Annotated in this window: 16 protein-coding genes and 1 pseudogene; 6 read left to right on the forward strand and 11 right to left on the reverse strand. The window is 72.8% G+C overall.

Annotation, left to right across the window (positions count from 1 at the left end):
* Positions 1-186: 186 nt before the first annotated feature.
* Positions 187-1,257, reverse strand: a complete 1,071-nt coding sequence (gene rsgA / locus OOJ91_RS10125) for a ribosome small subunit-dependent GTPase A (RefSeq protein ID WP_266245351.1) — start codon at positions 1,255-1,257, stop codon at positions 187-189.
* 242 nt (positions 1,258-1,499) lie between these two features.
* Here rsgA and OOJ91_RS10130 point away from each other — a divergent pair, with 242 nt between their 5' ends.
* Positions 1,500-2,153 (forward strand): MBL fold metallo-hydrolase, encoded by a 654-nt coding sequence (locus OOJ91_RS10130; protein WP_266244360.1) that lies wholly within the window; start codon positions 1,500-1,502, stop codon positions 2,151-2,153.
* A gap of 227 nt (positions 2,154-2,380) precedes the next feature.
* On the opposite strand, the gene OOJ91_RS10135 is transcribed toward OOJ91_RS10130, so the two are convergent.
* Together OOJ91_RS10135 and OOJ91_RS10140 are read right to left on the reverse strand one after the other, a co-directional pair.
* Positions 2,381-2,989, reverse strand: a complete 609-nt coding sequence (locus OOJ91_RS10135) for a DedA family protein (protein WP_266244361.1) — start codon at positions 2,987-2,989, stop codon at positions 2,381-2,383.
* A 101-nt stretch (positions 2,990-3,090) separates the two neighbouring features.
* Complete coding sequence (locus OOJ91_RS10140) at positions 3,091-3,774, reverse strand: class I SAM-dependent methyltransferase (protein WP_323178438.1); 684 nt, start codon at positions 3,772-3,774, stop codon at positions 3,091-3,093.
* Between the two features lie 195 nt (positions 3,775-3,969).
* On the opposite strand from OOJ91_RS10140, the gene OOJ91_RS10145 reads away from it, so the two are divergent.
* Positions 3,970-4,173: a cold-shock protein gene (locus OOJ91_RS10145; protein ID WP_007072071.1), complete on the forward strand. Its 204-nt coding sequence runs from the start codon at positions 3,970-3,972 to the stop codon at positions 4,171-4,173.
* A gap of 48 nt (positions 4,174-4,221) precedes the next feature.
* Here the strand turns inward: OOJ91_RS10145 and OOJ91_RS10150 are convergent, their stop codons facing one another.
* The 5 genes and pseudogenes from OOJ91_RS10150 to OOJ91_RS10170 form a co-directional block, all read right to left on the reverse strand.
* Positions 4,222-5,502 (reverse strand): MFS transporter, encoded by a 1,281-nt coding sequence (locus OOJ91_RS10150; protein ID WP_266244363.1) that lies wholly within the window; start codon positions 5,500-5,502, stop codon positions 4,222-4,224.
* A complete protein-coding gene (locus tag OOJ91_RS10155) occupies positions 5,499-6,074 on the reverse strand; it encodes an ArsR/SmtB family transcription factor (RefSeq protein ID WP_266244364.1) in 576 nt (191 codons plus the stop codon). The genes OOJ91_RS10150 and OOJ91_RS10155 overlap by 4 nt, the downstream gene beginning before the upstream one ends.
* Positions 6,075-6,179: 105 nt before the next feature.
* Positions 6,180-7,061, reverse strand: a complete 882-nt coding sequence (locus OOJ91_RS10160) for a hypothetical protein (protein WP_266244365.1) — start codon at positions 7,059-7,061, stop codon at positions 6,180-6,182.
* 165 nt (positions 7,062-7,226) lie between these two features.
* Positions 7,227-8,895: pseudogene (locus OOJ91_RS10165) on the reverse strand (CocE/NonD family hydrolase); the annotation flags it as partial.
* A 14-nt stretch (positions 8,896-8,909) separates the two neighbouring features.
* Entirely contained in the window at positions 8,910-9,425 is a 516-nt protein-coding gene (locus OOJ91_RS10170) for a MarR family winged helix-turn-helix transcriptional regulator (protein ID WP_266245353.1), read from the reverse strand.
* A 122-nt stretch (positions 9,426-9,547) separates the two neighbouring features.
* Between OOJ91_RS10170 and OOJ91_RS10175 the strand changes: the two genes are divergently transcribed.
* On the forward strand, positions 9,548-11,674 hold the full coding sequence (locus OOJ91_RS10175; RefSeq protein ID WP_266244366.1) for an MMPL family transporter: 2,127 nt from the start codon (positions 9,548-9,550) through the stop codon (positions 11,672-11,674).
* A 45-nt stretch (positions 11,675-11,719) separates the two neighbouring features.
* On the opposite strand, the gene OOJ91_RS10180 is transcribed toward OOJ91_RS10175, so the two are convergent.
* On the reverse strand, positions 11,720-12,607 hold the full coding sequence (locus OOJ91_RS10180) for a lytic transglycosylase domain-containing protein (RefSeq protein WP_266244367.1): 888 nt from the start codon (positions 12,605-12,607) through the stop codon (positions 11,720-11,722).
* A gap of 33 nt (positions 12,608-12,640) precedes the next feature.
* The gene (locus OOJ91_RS10185; RefSeq protein ID WP_266244368.1) at positions 12,641-14,050 is read right to left on the reverse strand and encodes a DedA family protein; all 1,410 of its coding nucleotides are present in this window, start codon (positions 14,048-14,050) and stop codon (positions 12,641-12,643) included.
* A gap of 133 nt (positions 14,051-14,183) precedes the next feature.
* Between OOJ91_RS10185 and typA the strand changes: the two genes are divergently transcribed.
* Both typA and OOJ91_RS10195 read left to right on the forward strand, forming a co-directional pair.
* Complete coding sequence (gene typA, locus OOJ91_RS10190) at positions 14,184-16,052, forward strand: translational GTPase TypA (protein WP_266244369.1); 1,869 nt, start codon at positions 14,184-14,186, stop codon at positions 16,050-16,052.
* A 113-nt stretch (positions 16,053-16,165) separates the two neighbouring features.
* A complete protein-coding gene (locus OOJ91_RS10195; RefSeq protein ID WP_266244370.1) occupies positions 16,166-17,017 on the forward strand; it encodes a serine hydrolase in 852 nt (283 codons plus the stop codon).
* Between the two features lie 10 nt (positions 17,018-17,027).
* On the opposite strand, the gene OOJ91_RS10200 is transcribed toward OOJ91_RS10195, so the two are convergent.
* Positions 17,028-17,825: a tyrosine-protein phosphatase gene (locus OOJ91_RS10200; RefSeq protein ID WP_266244371.1), complete on the reverse strand. Its 798-nt coding sequence runs from the start codon at positions 17,823-17,825 to the stop codon at positions 17,028-17,030.
* A 44-nt stretch (positions 17,826-17,869) separates the two neighbouring features.
* Between OOJ91_RS10200 and OOJ91_RS10205 the strand changes: the two genes are divergently transcribed.
* The gene (locus OOJ91_RS10205; RefSeq protein WP_266244372.1) at positions 17,870-18,967 is read left to right on the forward strand and encodes a mandelate racemase/muconate lactonizing enzyme family protein; all 1,098 of its coding nucleotides are present in this window, start codon (positions 17,870-17,872) and stop codon (positions 18,965-18,967) included.
* Positions 18,968-18,978: the final 11 nt, after the last annotated feature.

Here is an 18,978-nt window from a genome sequence, read left to right on the forward strand (position 1 = left end):
GTGTACTCCCGGGAGAAGACGAAGCGAAGGATGTGTCCCGCTCTGGGTGCCTTTGAGCGGTCGTGCGGGCGCGGAAAACACGCCTCGGCAACTCTAGCCCCGAGGTGTGACAGTTTCCCCCGCCCGCACATTCCCCCAGCTCAGCCCGGTCGGCCGCGTCGTCGGCGAGCCCGCGTACGGCAGCCGTCAGAAACCTCCGGGCGACGGTGGCCGGGCCGCCCTGCGGCGTGCCGAGCGCCATCCGCCGCGCCGCTCGGCGGCCAGCCGCGCCTCGCGTCGCCGGCTCTCGTGGGTGACCTCCGACTGCAGACGCCGCCAGCTCTCCCACCGGCGGGTGGACAGCTCACCGGTCCGCAGCGCGTCGCGGACCGCGCAGGCAGGTTCGCCGTCGTGGCCGCAGTCGGCGTACCGACAGCCCTGGGCCAGCCCGGCGATGTCGGCGAACGCCAGGTCCAGGCCGGCCACGCCGTCGAGCAGGCCGACCGCCCGTACACCTGGTGTGTCGATCACGGCGCCGCCGCCCGGGATCGGCACCAGGGCCCGCCACGTGGTGGTGTGCCGGCCCTTGCCGTCGACCCGACGGATCGCCTGGGTCGGCATCATCAGCGCGCCGGCGAGCGCGTTGACAAGGCTCGACTTGCCCGCGCCGGACGGCCCGAGCAGCCCCAGCGTGCGACCCGGCGCGACCTCGGCGCGCAGCGGGTCCAGACCGGTGCCGCGCTCGGCGCTGACCGACAGCACCGGCACGCCGGGGGCGATCGCGGTGAGCTGGCGGGCCAGCGCGGCCGGGTCGGCCGCGAGGTCGGCCTTCGTCAGCACCACGAGCGGCCGAGCCCCGGACTCGTGGACCAGGGAGAGCAGCCGCTCGATGCGGCCGACGTCCGGCTCCGGGTGCACCGGCTCCACCACGGCTGCGGCGTCGAGGTTGGCGGCCAGCACCTGGCCGCTGGCGTCCTTGCCTGCGGTACGGCGGACCAGCGCGGCCCGCCGGGGCAGCACGACCACCACGGTGATCCGGCGGTCCGGCCAGTGGTGCAGCAGCACCCAGTCGCCCGCGCAGGGCAGCGCGGAGGGGTCCTGGGCGGCGGCGGCCAGCACGGACGGGCCGAGGCTGGCCCGGACCGGGCCGTCGACGGTGAGCACCGTGCAGACCCCCCGGTCCACGCGGGCCACCCGGCCGGGGTGGTGTTCGCCGCGTCGGGCGGCGTAGGTAGCCCGGTCGGCGTCCCAGCCGAGGGCGGTCAGATCGATGGTCATGGCATCCTCATCGGTGTCGAGCTGGTGATGGCGGAACACGCGTGCCACGTCCGGCATGAACACCACCTCCGTCCGACGTCCCGGTGCCGCTTGTCAGGCCGACGGTAGGGCGCGGGGCGACGCGCCGAAAGCGATTTCCGCGACGACGGCGCGGCGCCGGCCGGCTAGGGTCGGCTGGGCCACGTACGCCGTCGACCCCGACGGTCCCCTGCCTACTCCACCGGAACGGATACGGACACGACATGACCTACAGCGGAGATGTCACCCACGGCGGCCCGCCAGCGGTACGGGAGTTGGACGGGCTCACCATCAGCAAGTTGTCGGTGGGCCCGATGGACAACAACGCCTACCTGCTGCGCTGCACCGGCACCGGCGACCAGGTGTTGATCGACGCCGCCAACGAGGCGCCCCGGCTGCTGGAGCTGGTCGGCGACGGCGGTCTGGCCGCTGTGGTGACCACCCACCAGCACATGGACCACTGGGTGGCGCTGGAGGAGGTGGTCGCCAAGACCGGCGCGCGGGCGCTCGTGCACGCCGACGACGCGGCCGGGCTGCCGATCGAGGCGGAGCAGCTCGCCGATGGCGACACCGTCGCGGTCGGTGACTGCGCGCTGGAGGTCATCCACATCAAGGGCCACACGCCTGGCTCGATCGCGTTGCTCTACCGCGACCCCAACGGCACCGGCCACCTGTTCACCGGCGACAGCCTCTTCCCGGGTGGCGTCGGTAACACGGACAAGGATCCGCAGCGCTTCGCCGCGCTGATCGACGACGTCGAGCACAAGCTGTTCGACAAGCTGCCGGACGACACCTGGTTCTACCCGGGCCACGGCAAGGACAGCACCCTCGGAGCAGAACGCCCAGCCCTCCCCCAGTGGAAAGCCAGAGGCTGGTAACCCACCACCACGTGCAGGGTCACCAAACGCTGACCGCGAACCCCAAAAGATCCACAACCAGTCTGCGGCCGCAACCCGGTCGACGAACCGCCACCACGACGGGGGCGGGGGCCTGCCGTGCCGGGCGCAGGGATCAAGCCTGACCGCCGGAGCCGGGCACGGCAGGCCCCCCAACCACGGCAGGCCCCGCCCCAGCGCAACCGACAACAAGCGACCAGCAACCACGCTCAACCAGCAAGGGCAGCGAACCGCCGCCGCGCCCCCACCAGCACGACAAACGCCAGCACCAACCCCACCCCCATGGTGACAAGCAGCGGGCTGGGCGCCCCCGGCAGCAGCCCGGCAAGCGAACGCGACGCGGTGCCCAACGCCAGGTAGAGACCGGCCCAGGCCGCCGCGCCGAGCGTCGCGCAGCCGAGGAACCGGCGGTACGACATCCGCAGCCCGCCGGCGGCCAGCGGCAGCAGCGCGTTGAACACCGGCAGGAACGGCGCGACCACGATCATCCGACCACCGCCGGAACTGAGGATCCCCTCCGCGGCGCTCCAGCGCGACTCACCGATCCAGCCTCCGATCCGGCTGCGGCGCAGGCGTTCGGCGTAGCGGCGACCGACCAGGAAGCTCAGCGACCAGCCGGCCAGGCAGCCGGCCAGCACGGCGGCGAAGGTGGCCAGCCCGGTGGCCGGGCGGCCCACCCCGACCGCGGCCAGGATCGCCACGTCACCGGGGATCAGCACACCCAGCAGCGGTACGGCGTCGAAGAGCATGACCAGCCCGAGCGCGCCCATCAGCACCAGGATGGGCAGTTCTCCTACCTGGGCCAGCCATTGCGTCATGACTCGTACGCTATGGGCGCCGCACCTGCGCGGACATCCGGTCGCAGCCCCCAGCGTCCCCTGGTATCCGCCTCGGGGTCGCCCCTGAGGGAGCCCGGGCGTCAGGCGGGTCGCAGCACCTGCACCCGGCGCAGCGACGAGTCCACCGACGGCTCGGTGGTGGGCACCGGATAGTCGGCCAGCACCCGTAGCCCGTCGGCCGGCAGGTGCCCCCGGCCGGGGTCCCCGACCAGCACCTCGGCGCCGGAGGCGACGGCCCGTTGCAGGAACGGCAGCATTCGCTCGGCCATCGTGCGGCTGTAGAAGACGTCTCCGGCGACCACCAGGTCCGCGTCGACGCGGGCGCTGTCGAGCAGGTCCTCGCCGCTGGCGTCGACGGCGACCCGGTTGGCGCGCGCGTTGACGGTGATGGCCGCCACGGCGTACGGGTCGATGTCGTTGGCCACGACGTCGGCGGCGCCGGCAAGCGCGGCGGCGATGGCCACCAGCCCGGAACCGGCGGCGAGGTCGAGGACGCGGCGTCCGGCGGCCAGCTCCGGGTGGTCCAGCAGGTGCCGGGCCAGGGCCTGGCCGCCGGCCCAGGCGGAGGCCCAGTACGGCGGCGGCAGGGCGTGCCCGGCGAGCGCCTCCATCCGGGCCCACCAGACGATCGCGTCCTCGGCGAGGTGCAGCCGCACCTCCGGGACGAACGGGGTGGGCACCAGATGGAGCCGGTCCAGGCCGAAACCGGGCGCGTCGATCTCGCGTTCCAGCTCGGTCAGCGCGGTGGCTGCGGCACCCCTCATCGGCGCAAGCATGCCGCAGCGGAGGGTGGTCGGGGCGGCTTTCGCATGCCGGCGCGCACAGAGTTCATCTGAGTTCGAGTAAACACCTACGGCACTTCGGCCGGCAGATCGGGGTTTCTCCCGTTACTGTCGAACAGGTACGGGCGACCATCGGCCACAGGCCGGTGGTCCGCCGCTTTGAACAGGGAGAGATGCATGGCAACCGGCACGGTTAAGTGGTTCAACTCGGAAAAGGGCTTCGGCTTCATCGAGCAGGATGGTGGAGGGCCGGACGTGTTCGTCCACTACTCCGCCATCGCGACGAGCGGTTACCGGGAGCTCAACGAGGGCCAGAAGGTCGAGTTCGAGGTGACCCAGGGGCAGAAGGGCCCGCAGGCGGACAACGTCCGCCCGATGTAGCTCCGTGCCGGTGACGGCGGTCGGTTCCCGGCCGCCGTCGCAGTGCACTCAAGACGCTGCCGGGGCGGCGGGCAGGTCCCGCCGCCGCCGGAGCGGTCCGATCAGCAGGATCAACGGGGTGATCGCCAACCAGGCGGTCATCACGCTGATAGCCGTGCCGACGCCGTAGCGCGCGCCCAGGGCTCCGGCCAGCACGGCCGCCAGCGGAATGGCACCGAAGTTGAGTAGCTGCATGCTCACCGTCACGCGGCCGAGCAGGTGGTGCGGCGTGTACGTCTGCCGGAAGGCGCCCTTGACCACGTTGCCGATGGCCACTCCGAGGCCGATCAGCACGCCGCCGAGGGCTGGCCAGACCAGCCCGACGCCCGGCGCGGCCAACGGGATGAGCAGGGCGGGCGGGCCGGTGAGCGCTGCCCCGATCAGCATGGCGCGCGCGGTGCCACACCTGCGGGCCAGGGCGGTGGCCACTAGCGCGCCGATGATCCCCCCGACGCTCATCACTCCGACAAGCACGCCCACCAGGCCCGGTGCGAGCCGCAGCTCACGCACCAGAAACACCACAAGGACGGCCTGGTAGCCGGTCAGCCCGATGTTGCTCGCCGCGCCGAAGACCGTCAGCACCCGCAGGTACCTGTCGCGGACGACGAAGCGCAGTCCCTCGGCGATGTCCCGACGCAGCGACCGGGACCGGTCCGGCCGGGCGGGCCGCGGCTCGACGGCGCGGATGCGCAGCAGGAGAATCGCCGAGAGCAGGAACGTCAGCGCGTCCAGCAGCAACGCGGCGACCGCACCGGTGAGCTGGGCGATCAGACCGGCGATGCCGGGCCCGACGACGTAACTCGCGGTCTGCGTGGCCTGTAGCTTCGCGTTTCCCTCGGGCAGTTGTTCGGGCCGCAGCAGCACCGGCAGGTAGACCTGGTCGGCGGTCTCGAAGAAGACCCGCGCGGTGCCGGCGCCGAGCGCCACCAGCAGCAACTGCCCGACGGTGAGGCGGCCCAGGGCGGCGGCCACCGGCACGCTGAGGAAGGCCAGCGCGCAGAGCAGGTCGCAGACCACCATCAGCGGCCGGCGGGACAGTCGGTCCACCCACGCGCCGGCCGGCAGGCCGATCAGCAGCCAGGGCAGCCAGGCCGCGGCGGTGAGGACCGCCACCTGGAAGGTGCTGGCGTCGAGGACGGCGACAGCCACCAGGGGCAGCGCGACTGTGGTGACGTTGCTGCCGATGCTGCTGATCGTCTGCCCGGCCCAGAGCAGGCGGAAGTCGCGGTGCCGCAACAGCCCGCCGGCCGTTCGGACCGGGCTCGGGTCGATGCGGGTGGCCGCCGTCACGGCCGGGCCGGTACGCCATGGACGAACACGAAGACGGGCTGCCGTTCGCGGCCGTCGTCGGGCAGCGGCCGGGCGGCCCAGCGATCCAGCAGGTCGATCATCTCCCGGCTCAGCTCGGCCAGTTCCTCCGGCGCGAGGTGCAGCCACTTGTCAGTCGAGAACGGGGCGTCCGCCCAGGCGGCCTGCGCGGACTCGTCGGCGGCGTGCCAGGCCCGGGCCAGGGCGACGTGCCGGTCCAGGTTGAGCGAGGTGGCGGCGTCGGCGACGGCGCGGGCGGCCGGGTCGGCGTCGAAGTCGCGGCTGGACCAGGCAACCCCCCTGGTGACCAGCCGCCACCACCGTTCGCGGCGGTCCCGGGCCAGCTCGGGGGCCTCGGTGACGAGGTCGGCGGCGGCGAGCACCTTGAGGTGGTGGCTGACGTTCGCGGGCGCCTGGTCGGTGCGCTCGGCGAGCAGGCCGACTGTCGACGGGCCGTGCACCTTGAACACGTCCATGAGACGGCGGCGCAGCGGGTGGGCCATGGCGGCCAGCACCCGGGAGTCGGTGACCTGGCGTACGTCGGGCGTGTCCATGTCCCCACCATCGCATCCGCAACAACAGTTGCGCAACAGTTATTGCTCAATTGTTGTTGCGGATGCTGAAGAGGGGCGGCCCGGTGGGGACGGGCCGCCCCTCGCTCAGGCGACGAGCCGACGAGCCAACTCGTCGGCGACCTGCTTGGCGATGGTGGGCGGGATGGCAGCGGCGATCTTCTCCGGAGTCAGCCCGGCCAGCACGGCCGCGATGATCGCCGGCTCGTCGGTGAAGTCGCGCCCGGCCAGCGCGTTCAACGCCGCCTGTATCGCGGTGATCTGCACGCCGAGGCTCTTGAGGTTCGGATGGCCGGTCACCGGCGCGCCCGTGTCGTCCCGGCCCTCCGCCATCCGGGTGTAGATCTGCCCGATCGGGTTGCGCCCGTCGAGCACTGTGAGGTTCTTGTGGACGGTGGCCAGCCAGTTGTGTTCTTCGGGGGTCATGTCGTCGTCCTCCAGGAGTCCGATGGAGCTGAGGTAGCGGCGGAACAGCGGCCGCTGGTCGCGGCCTGCCTTGGTGGCGTCACGGAAGAAGCTGAAGTGGGTGTGCCAGCGGTGTGAGCTGTCGCCGCTCGTGCGCTTGCCGAGCCGGTCCCACCGCTTCACGGCCGTACCGTCGGGGCTGTAGATGATCTCGCGGATGTCCCGCGTGTCCGCCGCGTTCGCGGCGCACTGACCCACACACCAGATCGAGAAGCTGGGCAGTGTGTGCGTACGTCCGCCGGAGCGGACCTCGAAGCCGCCGACGTCGAGCGCAGCCGCGTCGAGGGTCAGGCCGTTGCGGTCCCGCGACGACTCCACCACCGAGTAGTCGTCGGTCACCACCCGGTCCGATCCGCAGTGGTAGCCACCCCGGTGGGCCGGGTCGCCGACGATCCCGACCTCCGCCGGTTCCAGGTCGGCGGGGCGGTCGGTGTTCGGGTCGACGTTGAGGTGGGTGAGAAGGAGACTTCGGACGGCCAACAGGTTCGTCGGAGCCCGGGTCATGGGGCCCCCCTTTCGATTGGCGGGGGCCGAGCGCACGACATCACACCGCGTACGCGGTGTCGGTTTTTCGGGCGAGCCCGGCCTACTTGTGCACGGCGCCGGGCGTTGACCTAACCATAGCCCGCATAAAACGTGAATGCCCAGCTCAGAGGGGGTCTATTCGTTTCAGATGCTGCGCGGAGCAGTGTGGACGATCGGCAGCCACAGCGCCGAGGGGTGCGCCGGGTCGTGCAGGACCTGCCGCCAGCCGGCACGCAGCGTCACTGCCGTGCCGAGGGGTTCACCGCTACCCGGGTTGCGCGCCCACCGTGGATGCGCGCCCCCGGCGACCTGGACGCGCAGTCGGTGTCCGGCCGCGAACCGGTACGCGGTCGGCCAGAGCGGCACCGGGACCCGCAGCGCCCCGGACCCGTCGGCGGGGAACCGACCGGGCGCGACGCGGACCAGCCCGTCGCACACGTTGCGGGAACGCCCTCGCCGGTCCACATCGCACAGTCGGACGTAGACGTCCAGGTACGCGAGGTCGCTGCGGACGTGAATCTCCGCGCGTACGCCACCGATCACCTCGACCGGCTCGGCGAGCGGGGCGCTGGTGTACGTCAGCACGTCGGGTCGGGCCTCGACGGGCCGGTTGTCCACCGGGCCGGCCCGCTTGGCGACCAGCAGGGGGCCACCAAGGGACGGGGTGGGATCGGCCGGGTCGTACCGGAACTCGTCCGGCGCCGAGGGGGTCGGCGGGCGGATCGCCAGCTCGCCGCCCGGGTGCAGGTGCCACGGGGTGTCGGTGGCAGCCGGCGGCCAGTCCGGCAGGTCCCGCCAGCCGCCGCCGGGACCGCCGACGTGCAGCCGGACCGGGGCCCTGCGGGAGAACTCGGTGAGCCGCCGCCCGTCGGCCTCGACCCCGTCCAGGTGCTCGTCCAGCCAGGCCAGCCCCTCGCGCAGCGCGGCCACGAAGAGGCCGGGGCTGCCGTGCGTCCACCTGCCGATCACCAGCCGCGGCCGAGCGCCCGCGGCGCGCAGGGTGGCGTGGTCGTCGAGCTGGGCGGGCAGGAAGATGTCGTGCCAGCCGGTGACCATGACCACTGGCGCGCGCACCCGGGCCACCCGGTCGGCGAAGACCCGGCTGCGCCAGTACGCGGCGTCGGGGTCGTGGTGGCGCAGCCACTCCTGGAAGAACGGGATAGTGACGCCTGTGGCCACCCGGTCCGCCTGGGCCAGCGGCAGGTGGTTCAGGGCCGCCGCCAGGCGAGGCTGCCCACGCTTGAGCTCCCACTGCCGGGCCAGCCTCGGCACGGTCTGGGCGTGCAGCAGCTCGGCCCAGGTCAGCACGGTGTCCAGGGCGAACGACTCCCCCGCGTACGTCGAGTCCCGGGTGGACGACGCGGTCACCACCGCGACCATCGCGCGCAGCTCGTCGCCGGCGTCGGCGGCGAGCGCCCACTGGGCGAAGCCCTGGTAGCTGACCCCGAACATGCCGAGCGCTCCGGACCACCAGGGCTGGCGGCGCAGCCAGTCCAGGGTGTCCACCCCGTCGTCGCGTTCGTGCACCAGCGGGGCGAACGTGCCGCCCGACCCTCCGGTGCCCCGGCAGGACTGGATCACCGCGTGTCGGCCGCGCGCGGCGAGCAGCATGCCGAGCAGCCGCAACGGCCCACCCCGCCCGTACGGGGTGCGGATCAGCACGGTCGGGGCGGGCCGGCCCCCCCGGAGCGTAGTGGTCGGTGCGCAGCACGACGCCGTCACGTGCGCGGACCGGGATGTCGCGGGTGATCCGGACCGGGCCGGGGCGCACGGCTGGCAGCCGCAGCGCGGCGGCGGCGAGACGGGCGAGGAGTCGGCCCGGCACGCTCAGCCCGTCGCCCGGCGGGGCGACTCGGGCCGGGCGGCGCGGACCGCGTCGCGGTGGGCCCGCAGCGACTCGCCCATCTCCGCCAGGAACCGGTGCACCACCTCCAGCTCGTCCTCGCCGAAGCGGTCCATCACCGTGTCGGTCCGGGTGCCCAGCGGCCGGAAGAACTCCATGGCCAACGCAGCGCCCTGGTCGGCGTAGTGCAGCAGCACCTTGCGTCTGTCGACGGTGTCCCGGTCCCGGCGGATGTGCCCGGCCCGTTCCAGCCTGTCGACCAGGGCGGTGACCGAGCCGGACGACAGGTTGAGCTGCGCACCGAGGCGGCCGGGGGTGATCGGGTCACCGAACAGCTCGGCGTCCATGACCGCGATCAGCGCGTTCAGGTCGGTCGGGTTGAGGCCGTGCAGGTTGGCGAAGGCGTGGCCGACCTGCTGGGCATCCACCGCGTACCGCCGGAGGTTGTTGGTGATCTCCGCGACCAGCCGCTCGCGGCGCGTGTCGCGCCGCCGGTACATGCCGTGAGTCGCCACCTCGCGCCGCTTCTCCCCGTCGTCGGTTCCCGGCTTGCAGCATAGAACAGCCACCGATAATCTCGGCCATCAAGATACTCGGCTCTCGAAGGACCTAGGGGTCAGTGATGTCCGTCTTCACCACTGTCGCGCGCGGCCGGCTGGCCGCCTGGCTCACCGTGGCCGCCGCGCTCGTCGTCGGCGCGGCAGTCTTCGGGATTCCCCGACCGGACAACCCGGCGCCGGTCTCCGCCACCGGCCTGTCGGCGCAGTGGCAGTCGACCCAGGTGCAGCGCCTCCAGGACCAACTGCCGTCAAGCGAGGTCCAGCCGGCCATCGTGGTGGTCAGTCGCGGCGACGGTGGGGCGCTGAACGAGACCGACCGGGCCGACCTCGCGGCCCGCTCCGGCGACCTGGGCCGCTTCGCGGTGGGCGGGCAGGTCAGCCCCGCGCAGCTCTCCCCGGACGGCACTGTCGCGCTCGTCGCCGTGCCGCTGGACACCGGCGGCGGTCAGGAGGCGGTCACCGCGACGGTCACCGACCTGCGCGACGCGCTGGCGGCCCTGCCCGACGGGCTGACCGCCGAGGTCACCGGCGCCCCCGCCTTCACCGCTGACCTGTCCTCGGTCTTCGAGGGCGCCGACGTCACCCTGCTCGTGGTGACCGCCGCCGTGGTCGCGTTACTGCTGTTGATCACGTACCGCAGCCCGTTCCTGTGGATCGTGCCGTTGGTCGTGGTCGCGGCCGCCGAACAGCTCACCCTGCGCGCGGTGGACACGATCGTGCCGGCCGTCGGGATCAACCTCCAGCAGGGCCAGGTCACCGGCATCGCCAGCGTGCTGGTCTTCGGCGCCGCCACCGACTACGCCCTGCTGCTCATCGCCCGCTACCGGGAGGAGCTGCGGCGCGAGGAGGACCGGTACGCGGCGATGCGCGCCGCGCTGCGGCGTACCGCCGAGCCCATCCTGGCCAGCGGCGGCACCGTGGTGCTCGGCGTGCTCACCCTGCTGCTCAGCGAGCAGGAGACGAACCGGGCGTTGGCAGTTGCCTGCGCGACAGGTGTGGTCGTCGCCATGGCCTCGGCGCTGTTCGTGCTGCCCGCCGTGCTGGTGCTCTTCGGTCGCGGCCTGTTCTGGCCGTTCGTACCCCGCGTCGGCGGCCCGGTCCGGGAGGGCCGACTCTGGGGCCGCCTCGGCGCGTCCGTGCAGCGCCGCCCGGTGGTGGTCGCGGTGCTGGCCACACTGCTGCTCGGCGGCCTGGCGCTGGGCGGGCTCGGAATCCGCACCGGCCTGTCCGAGACCGAGCAGTTCCGGGCCGAGCCCGAGGCGGTCACCGGCGCGAAGACCCTCGCCCGCGCGTTTCCCGCCGGCAGCACCCAGCCGGTGGCCGTGCTCACCACCCCGGCGGCGGCGCGGGCGATCACCGACGTCGCCGCCGCCGTGCCCGGCGTCGCCTCGGCGCGACCCGGCGACGCCGGCCAGGCCGTCGCCCAGGTCGACGTGGTGCTGGACGCCGAACCCGGCACGACCGCCTCGGACCGCACGATCGAGGCGCTGCGCGACGCGGTCGCCGCCGTTCCCGACTCCGCTCCCCCGGCCGCCGCCGGGGCCGAGGCGCCCACCGGGGCGATCGTCGGCGGCACCGTCGCCGCCACCTACGACTCGGAGCAGGCCAACGACCGGGATCTGCGGCTGATCCTGCCGATCATCCTGCTGCTCGTCGGCGCGGTGCTCGTGCTGCTGCTGCGGAGCCTGCTGGCACCGGCGCTGCTGGTGCTCACCGTGATCGCGTCGTTCTTCGCCAGCCTCGGCGCGGCGTGGCTGCTCTTCGACCACGTCCTGAATTTCCCGGCGCTCGACAGCGGCGTGCTGCTGCTCGCCTTCGTGTTCCTGGTGGCGCTCGGTGTGGACTACAACATCTTCCTGGTCACCCGCGCCCGCGAGGACGCCCGCAGCACGGGCACCCGCGCCGGGATGTTGTCCGCCCTGCGGGTCACCGGAGGTGTGATCACGAGCGCCGGTGTGCTGCTCGCCGCGGTGTTCGCCGTGCTCGGCGTGCTGCCGCTCATCACACTCACGCAGATCGGCATCATCGTCTGCATCGGCGTCCTGCTGGACACCCTGCTGGTCCGTACGGTGCTGGTGCCGGCGCTGGCGTTCGTGCTCGTGGACCGCTTCTGGTGGCCGGGCCGCGTCGACGCCCACCCGGGCGTGGACGTGCCGCCGACGCGCGAGCCGGTGGCCGCGCGGGACTGACGCGCACGAAAAGGGGCGGGCTCGACCCCGCCCCTTTTCGTGTGCTCAGTACCCGAGGCAGACGCACTCGGTCATCAGCGCCCGCACGTTGCGCACGTACGACGGATTGGGGATGGCGAGGGGCTCGCCCTCCTGCGCCACCGCCCCGTGCCCGTAGTTGTACGCGGAGATGACGGCGTTGAGCAGGCAGGAGTCCAACTCGGCGGTGCACAGGTCCGCGTCGAGCCGGTAGTCGGCCTCGAAGTACATGTCGCCGATGTACTTGGTCAGCCAGGCCAGGTAGTTGGCCCCCAGGTAGGCGTTGTCCCGGTAGTCGGCGATGTCGTAGCTCTGCTCGAACCGCTGGTTCATCCAGGTCGCGGTGCCCGGCATCACCTGCATCAGCCCGACGCCGCCGTCGCAGGCGTAGATGTTTGACTGCCAGCCGCTCTCCTGCCAGGCGGTGGCCTTGACCAAATCCAGCGGGACCTTGAGCTCCGGCGCCGAGCCGGGCCAGTAGGTGCGGCCGGCGGCGGCGCTCAGCGCCGCCTTCACGTCGGCACGGCTCGCCTGGGTGCCCTTGTAGGTGGGCTTGCAGGACGCGGGGGCGGGCTTCGGCGGCGGCGGCGGGACCTTCGTCTCGGTGGGCGGCTTGGCGACCGCGCGCGGCTTCGGCGCGGCGCTCGTCGAACGGGTCGGCTTCTTCGACGGCGTCGGGGACGCCGACGGCTTGCGGCTCGGGGCGGCGCCCATGGCGGCCACCGCGCTCGCCGACGGGCTCGGTTCGTCGGCGGCCTCGTCGACCGGGGCTTCCCCCGTCGGACCCTCGCTCACCGAGACGGGAGCGGCCTGGTCCTGCGGGCGTTCCCCCTTGCCGGCGCAGCCGACCACACCGCAGGCGACCAGGAGCCCGGCGAGCACGAGTGCGCCCACCCGACCGGTCCGTTCACGCATGGTGGTCCTCCCCTGTCCGACAGCCGCCGCAGATTAGCAAGGTTCGACCGGTCGGCGGGGCCCCTGCGGCGGCGCGACCGGGTCGGTCTGGTGCTCCCGGTCACCCACCGCGCGGTCCCGGGTGGCCCAGGCGACCATGAACACCACGGTCCACAGCACGCCGAGCAGCACCGCCGCGGCCGTACCGCTCGCCGTGTCCAGACCGAGGTAGAGCCGAGCGGCGCCGACCCCCAGCACGCCCGCGGCGGCGACCGTCCACGCCGCCACCGCCACCGGCCAGTGGGCGCTGCGCGACACCAACCACGCCAGGGTGCAGAGGCTCGCCGCGACCACGGCGTTCTGGGTCGAGAACGGGACCGCCTCGTGCCCGCCCCCGTCGGAGGCGCCTGTCAACTCGGCCACCACGGCCAGCACGACCAGCGGCACGAACGCGCCCACCGTGCCGACCACACTGAGCAGATCCGTACGCCAGGGTCGGTTGCGCCACGCCAGCACCGCGGCCATCACGGCCACCAGCACGATCAACACCCACCCGCGTACCAGGGACACCACGACAAGTGTGGCGTCGGCGGCGTCCGGGGTCCGGCGGGCGGCGAACCAGGCCCCGATCGCCCCGTCCAGCGCGGCCAGCCCGCTGTTGCGTACCACCACAGCGAGCAGGCCGGCGATGGCCAACCCGGCGGCGAAGAGCAGCAGCAGCCCGGCGGCCAGGTTGAGCAGCAGCGTCCAGGCCGGCCCGATCCGCATGGCCACCAGGAAGAACAGCACCCCGTAGCGGGCGGTGAGCCAGCGCACCGGCGGCAGCGCGGCGGCCCGGGACAGCAGCGCGCGTACGGGGTCGGGGTTGCGGCCGAGCCACCGCCCGGCGAGCACCACCCCCAGCAGCCCGGCGAGCAACGCCAGCGCCGCGCCGGTGGCCCGGCCGAGCAGCCGGGAGACCGTGTCGTACGACTCACCGGCGAGGTGACCGAGCAGCACCGAGCCGCCGACCCAGGTGACGATGCCGGCCAGGTTCCACGGCGCGAACCGCCGGTACGACATGCCGGCCGCGCCCGCCAGCCGGGGCACCAGGGTGCGGGCGAAGGCCACCCAGCGCGCCGCGAACACGCCCCGGCCGCCGAGGCGGGCGAGCATCGCGTCGGCCCGACTCCACCGCTCGGGCCCGACCCGGTGGCCCAGGCCGGCGCGCAGCTTCGGCCCGTAGCGCCGCCCGGCGCGAAACGCCAGCGCGTCCCCGGCGAACGCCGAGACGATCATCGCGAGCAACGCCGGTCCGAGCCGCAAGGTACCGTTGTAGGTGAGGAAGCCGACGAGCAGCAGGGTAGCCTCACCCGGCACCAGCAGGCCGAAGATCACCGCGGTCTCGCCCGCCACGATCAGCGCGGCGACCAGGTAGATCCACAGAGTGGGCAGACCCTGCACCCAGGTCAGCAGGTCGTGCACTCAGGCCCCCGGGACACGGGAGCCAGCATGCCAGCCGGCGCAACGACCAGGACAGCAGTTTCACCATAGATCAGGGGCACCTGGGGGTGACCCCGACGCAGCCTGCGCGAGCGCAGGCGGAAGGATAGAGGGTATGCAGCTTCGCACCGACCTCCGCAACGTCGCCATCATCGCTCACGTCGACCACGGCAAGACCACCCTGGTCGACGCCATGTTGCGGCAGGCCGGCGCCTACGGTGCCCGTGGCGAGAACACCGAGCGGGTGATGGACTCGGGTGACCTGGAGCGGGAGAAGGGCATCACGATCCTGGCCAAGAACACAGGCGTGCGTTACCTGCCTGCGGACGGCTCCGACCCGGTCACCATCAACATCATCGACACCCCCGGCCACGCCGACTTCGGCGGCGAGGTCGAGCGTGGCCTCACCATGGTCGACGGTGTGGTCCTGCTTGTCGACGCCAGCGAGGGCCCGCTGCCGCAGACCCGCTTCGTGCTGCGCAAGGCGCTGCGGGCCCGGATGCCGATCATCCTGGTGATCAACAAGGTGGACCGCCCGGACGCCCGGATCAAGGAGGTCGTGGACGACACCTACGAACTCTTCCTCGACCTGGACGCCGACGAGGAGCAGATCGACTTCCCGATCGTGTACGCCTGCGCCCGCGACGGCATCGCCTCGCTGACCCAGCCCGCCGACGGCTCGGTGCCGGACGACAGCACCTCGCTGGAGCCGCTGTTCCGCACCCTGCTGGACACCATCCCGGCCCCCGCGTACGAGGACGGGGCGTCGCTGCAGGCGCACGTCACCAACCTCGACGCCTCGCCGTTCCTCGGCCGTCTGGCGCTGTGCCGGGTCCGCCAGGGCACGATCAGCAAGGGCCAGACGGTGGCCTGGTGCCGCACCGACGGCAGCACCCAGCGGGTCCGCATCTCCGAGATGCTGATGACCGAGGGCCTGGAGCGCAAGCCGGCCGAGTCGGCCGGCCCGGGCGACATCATCGCGGTCGCCGGCATCCCCGAGATCATGATCGGTGAGACCCTCGCCGACGTGGAGAACCCGGTCGCGCTGCCGCTGATCACCGTCGACGAGCCGGCCATCTCGATGACCATCGGCACCAACACGTCGCCGCTCGTGGGCCGGGTCAAGGGCTCCAAGGTCACCGCGCGGATGGTCAAGGACCGGCTCGACAAGGAGCTGATCGGCAACGTGTCGCTGCGGGTGCTGCCCACCGAGCGGCCGGACGCCTGGGAGGTGCAGGGCCGTGGTGAGCTGGCGCTGGCCATCCTGGTGGAGCAGATGCGCCGGGAGAGCTACGAGCTGACCGTCGGCAAGCCGCAGGTCGTCACCAAGGAGATCGACGGCAAGACCTGCGAGCCGGTCGAGCGGCTGACCATCGACGCCCCGGAGGAGTACCTGGGCGCGATCACCCAGCTCCTCGCCACCCGCAAGGGTCGGATGGAGCAGCTCGTCAACCACGGCACCGGCTGGATCCGGATGGAGTGGCTGGTCCCGGCGCGCGGCCTGATCGGCTTCCGCACCGAGTTCCTCACCGACACCCGGGGCACAGGCATCCTGCACCACGTCTTCGAGTCGTACGAGCCGTGGTTCGGCGAGCTGCGCACCCGCAACAACGGCTCGCTTGTCGCCGACCGGTCCGGCGCGGTCACCGCCTTCGCGATGATCAACCTTCAGGAGCGCGGCCAGCTCTTCGTCGACCCGACCACCGAGGTGTACGAGGGCATGATCGTCGGGGAGAACTCCCGCTCCGACGACATGGACGTCAACATCACCAAGGAGAAGAAGCTCACCAACATGCGGGCCTCGACCTCCGACGAGACCGAGAAGCTGATCCCGCCGCGCAAGCTCTCGCTGGAGCAGGCGCTGGAGTTCTGCCGCGAGGACGAGTGCGTCGAGGTCACCCCGACCTCGGTGCGCATCCGCAAGGTGGTGCTCGACCAGCAGCAGCGCGGCCGGGCCGCCGCCCGCCGCAAGCACGCCGGCTGACGACACCAGCACCCGACACCGGGCGCGTCGGCCGCTTGCGGCCGGCGCGCCCGTCGGTCTTCCGGCGGGGGTACGCGGGCCCGGCCGCCCCGTGATCGGCTACGGTCACCCGCATGAGCTGGGACGATCTCGACGCCCATCTGGACCGGGTGCCGGGCACCGTCTCGGCGTACGTCTGTCGACTCGACGCGCCCCCGACCTGGGCCCGGCACGCCGACGCCGCCCACTACGCCGCCAGCACCATGAAGGTGGGGGTGCTGGCCGCGCTGCACCGCGCCGCCGAGGCCGGCACGCTGGAGCTGGACGCCGACGTCCCGGTGGTCAACGAGTTCGACTCGGCCCAGCCCGGCGCACCCCGGTTCTCCTGCGCCCCGCACTACGACAACGACGACGCCGTGTGGGACCGGCTCGGCGGCGTCGCGCCGCTGCGCTGGCTCGCCGAGCGGATGATCGTGCGGTCCAGCAACCTGGCCACCAACCTGGTCATCGGGCACGTCGGGCTGCCCGCGGTGGCCGAGGTGTGGTCGCTGGCCGGAGCCCGCAACAGCGTCACCGGCCGGGGCATCGAGGACTTCGCCGCCCGCGAGGCAGGCATCACCAACACCGTCACCGCCGCCGACCTGGCCGCCCTGCTGGGCGCGCTTGCCAGCGGCGCCACGACTCCCGGCCGCCTCGCCTCGCCGGCCGGCTGCGCCGCCATGCTCGACGTGCTGCTCGCCCAGGAGCACCGCGACGACCTGGCCGCCGGCCTGCCCGAGGGCACCCGGATCGCGCTCAAGAACGGCTGGGTACGCGGTGTGCGCCACAGCGTCGGCGTGGTGCTTCCCGACGACGCCCCGCCGTACGTGCTCGCCGTGTGCACCACCACCGACCTGGCCGGTGGCGACGAGGGGGTCGAGGACGACGCCTGCCGCCTGCTCGCGCACATCTCGGCGCAGGTCTGGGCCGCCCGCCACCGGCTCTGACCCCGGCGGCTCACTCCAGCAGGTGCGCCCGCAGCGCCATGAGGACGTCCTCGGTCAGCCCGAGCCCGTCGCGCAGATAGCCGTCGAACGAGCCGTGCACCCGGCGCACCTCGTCGTAGCCGGCATCGAGGTACTCGGCGCGGACCTCCAGCACCGGCAACACCGCGTCGACGTCCAGCTCGGGGTTCCGCCGGCGCATCGCCTCGACGATCACCGCCCGCAGGCTGTCGGTCAGCTCGTTGTTGCGCAGGTAGTCGGCGCGAATTGCCGCCTCGTCCACCCCGAGCGCCGTCAACAGGATGACGGTCAGCCAGCCGGTGCGGTCCTTGCCTGCGGAACAGTGGTAGAGCAGCGGCAGATTTTCCGGCCGGGCCGCCAGCCGCACCGCCTCGGCGAAACCGACCCGCGCCGACTCACCCGTGACGAACCAGCGGTAGATCGCGGCCATCGCCCCCGCCGTGCCCTGTCGGGCCAGCTCGGCGTACGCGTTCAGGTCGTGACCGAGCAGCACCGCCGAGACGTACGTGAAAACTGGGTGCTCCGCGTCGTGCACCGGCAGGCGCGCCACCCGTGGCTCACCGGCGAAGCGGTCCTCCGGGGCGACAGCGATCTCCGAGGCGTCGCGCAGATCCACCACGCACGCGGGACCGAGCTTCGCCAGCACCGGTAGGTCCTCGTCGGTCAGCCGACCCAGCGCCGGAGTGCGAATCAACTGCCCGACGCGGACCCGCCGCCCGTCCGCGCCGACGAGCCCACCCAGGTCACGCGCATTCGGCGCACCCAACAGCTCCCAGCCCTGCCCGGTCATCCGGTCCCCCCTCCCGCCGCGTGCATACGTATAGGGTGCCCGACATGACGATCTCGGCGGTACGCACCCACCGGGTTTCTGCCCCCTTACACACCCCGTTCGTCACCGCGCTGCGCCGCACCACCACCGTGGACACCCTGGTCGTCGAGCTGATCGACGCCGATGGTCGGTCCGGCTTCGGCGAGGCGCCGCAGGTGTGGCAGGTCACCGGCGCGTCGGTCGCCGGCGCGCAGGCGTGCGTACGGGAACTGCTCGGACCGCTGCTCACCGGGCGTGACCCGGACGACCTGGTGACCCGCTGCGCCGAGGTGCAGCGGGCGGTGGTCGGCAACGAGGCCGCGAAGGCGGCGGTGGACGTGGCCCTGCACGACCTGGCCGCGCGGCGGTTGGGCGTACCCCTGGTGCGGTTGCTCGGCGGCACCACCCTGCGGGTTCCGACGGACGTCACCCTCGCTGCGGGCGACGCGGTGGATCTGGCGGCGGCCGCGCGCCAGCGGCAGGCCGACGGCTTCGGCGTGCTGAAGCTGAAGGTCGGTACGGACGCGGCCGGCGACCTGGACCGGGTGCGGGCGGTCCGCGCGGCGGTCGGCGCCGGTGCCCGGATCCGGCTCGACGCCAACCAGGGCTGGACGCCGCGCGAGGCGGTCCGGGTGATCCGTGGGATCGAGGACGCCGGGCTGGACGTGGAGCTGGTCGAGCAGCCGGTCGCCCGCTGGGACCTGGACGGGCTGGCGTGGGTGAGTGACCGGGTGTCCGTGCCGATCCTGGCCGACGAGGCGGTCTTCGGGGTCCGCGACCTGGTCGAGGTGATCCGCCGTCGGGCCGCCGACCTGGTGAACGTGAAGCTTGCCAAGTGTGGCGGGCTGCACCCGGCGCGCACCCTGCTGGAGCTGGCCGCCGCGCACGGCCTCGGCACTGTGGTCGGGTCGATGATGGAGAGTCAGGTCGGCATCGGCGCGGCGGCGAGCCTGGTCGCCGCGTACGGCACCACGGCGGTCTCCGACCTGGACGCCGCCTGGTGGCTGGCCTGGTCCCCGGTGCAGGGCGGGATCCGCTACGAGGGGCCGACCGTGGTGCTGCCGGACGCCCCTGGCCTGGGCATCTCCGGCATCGCTGAAGCAAAGATGCAGAGTCATGGTTGATGATCGTTGGT

Origin of the sequence: Micromonospora lupini (assembly GCF_026342015.1) — a bacterium.
In the GTDB taxonomy this organism is placed as follows: Bacteria; Actinomycetota; Actinomycetes; order Mycobacteriales; family Micromonosporaceae; genus Micromonospora; species Micromonospora lupini_B.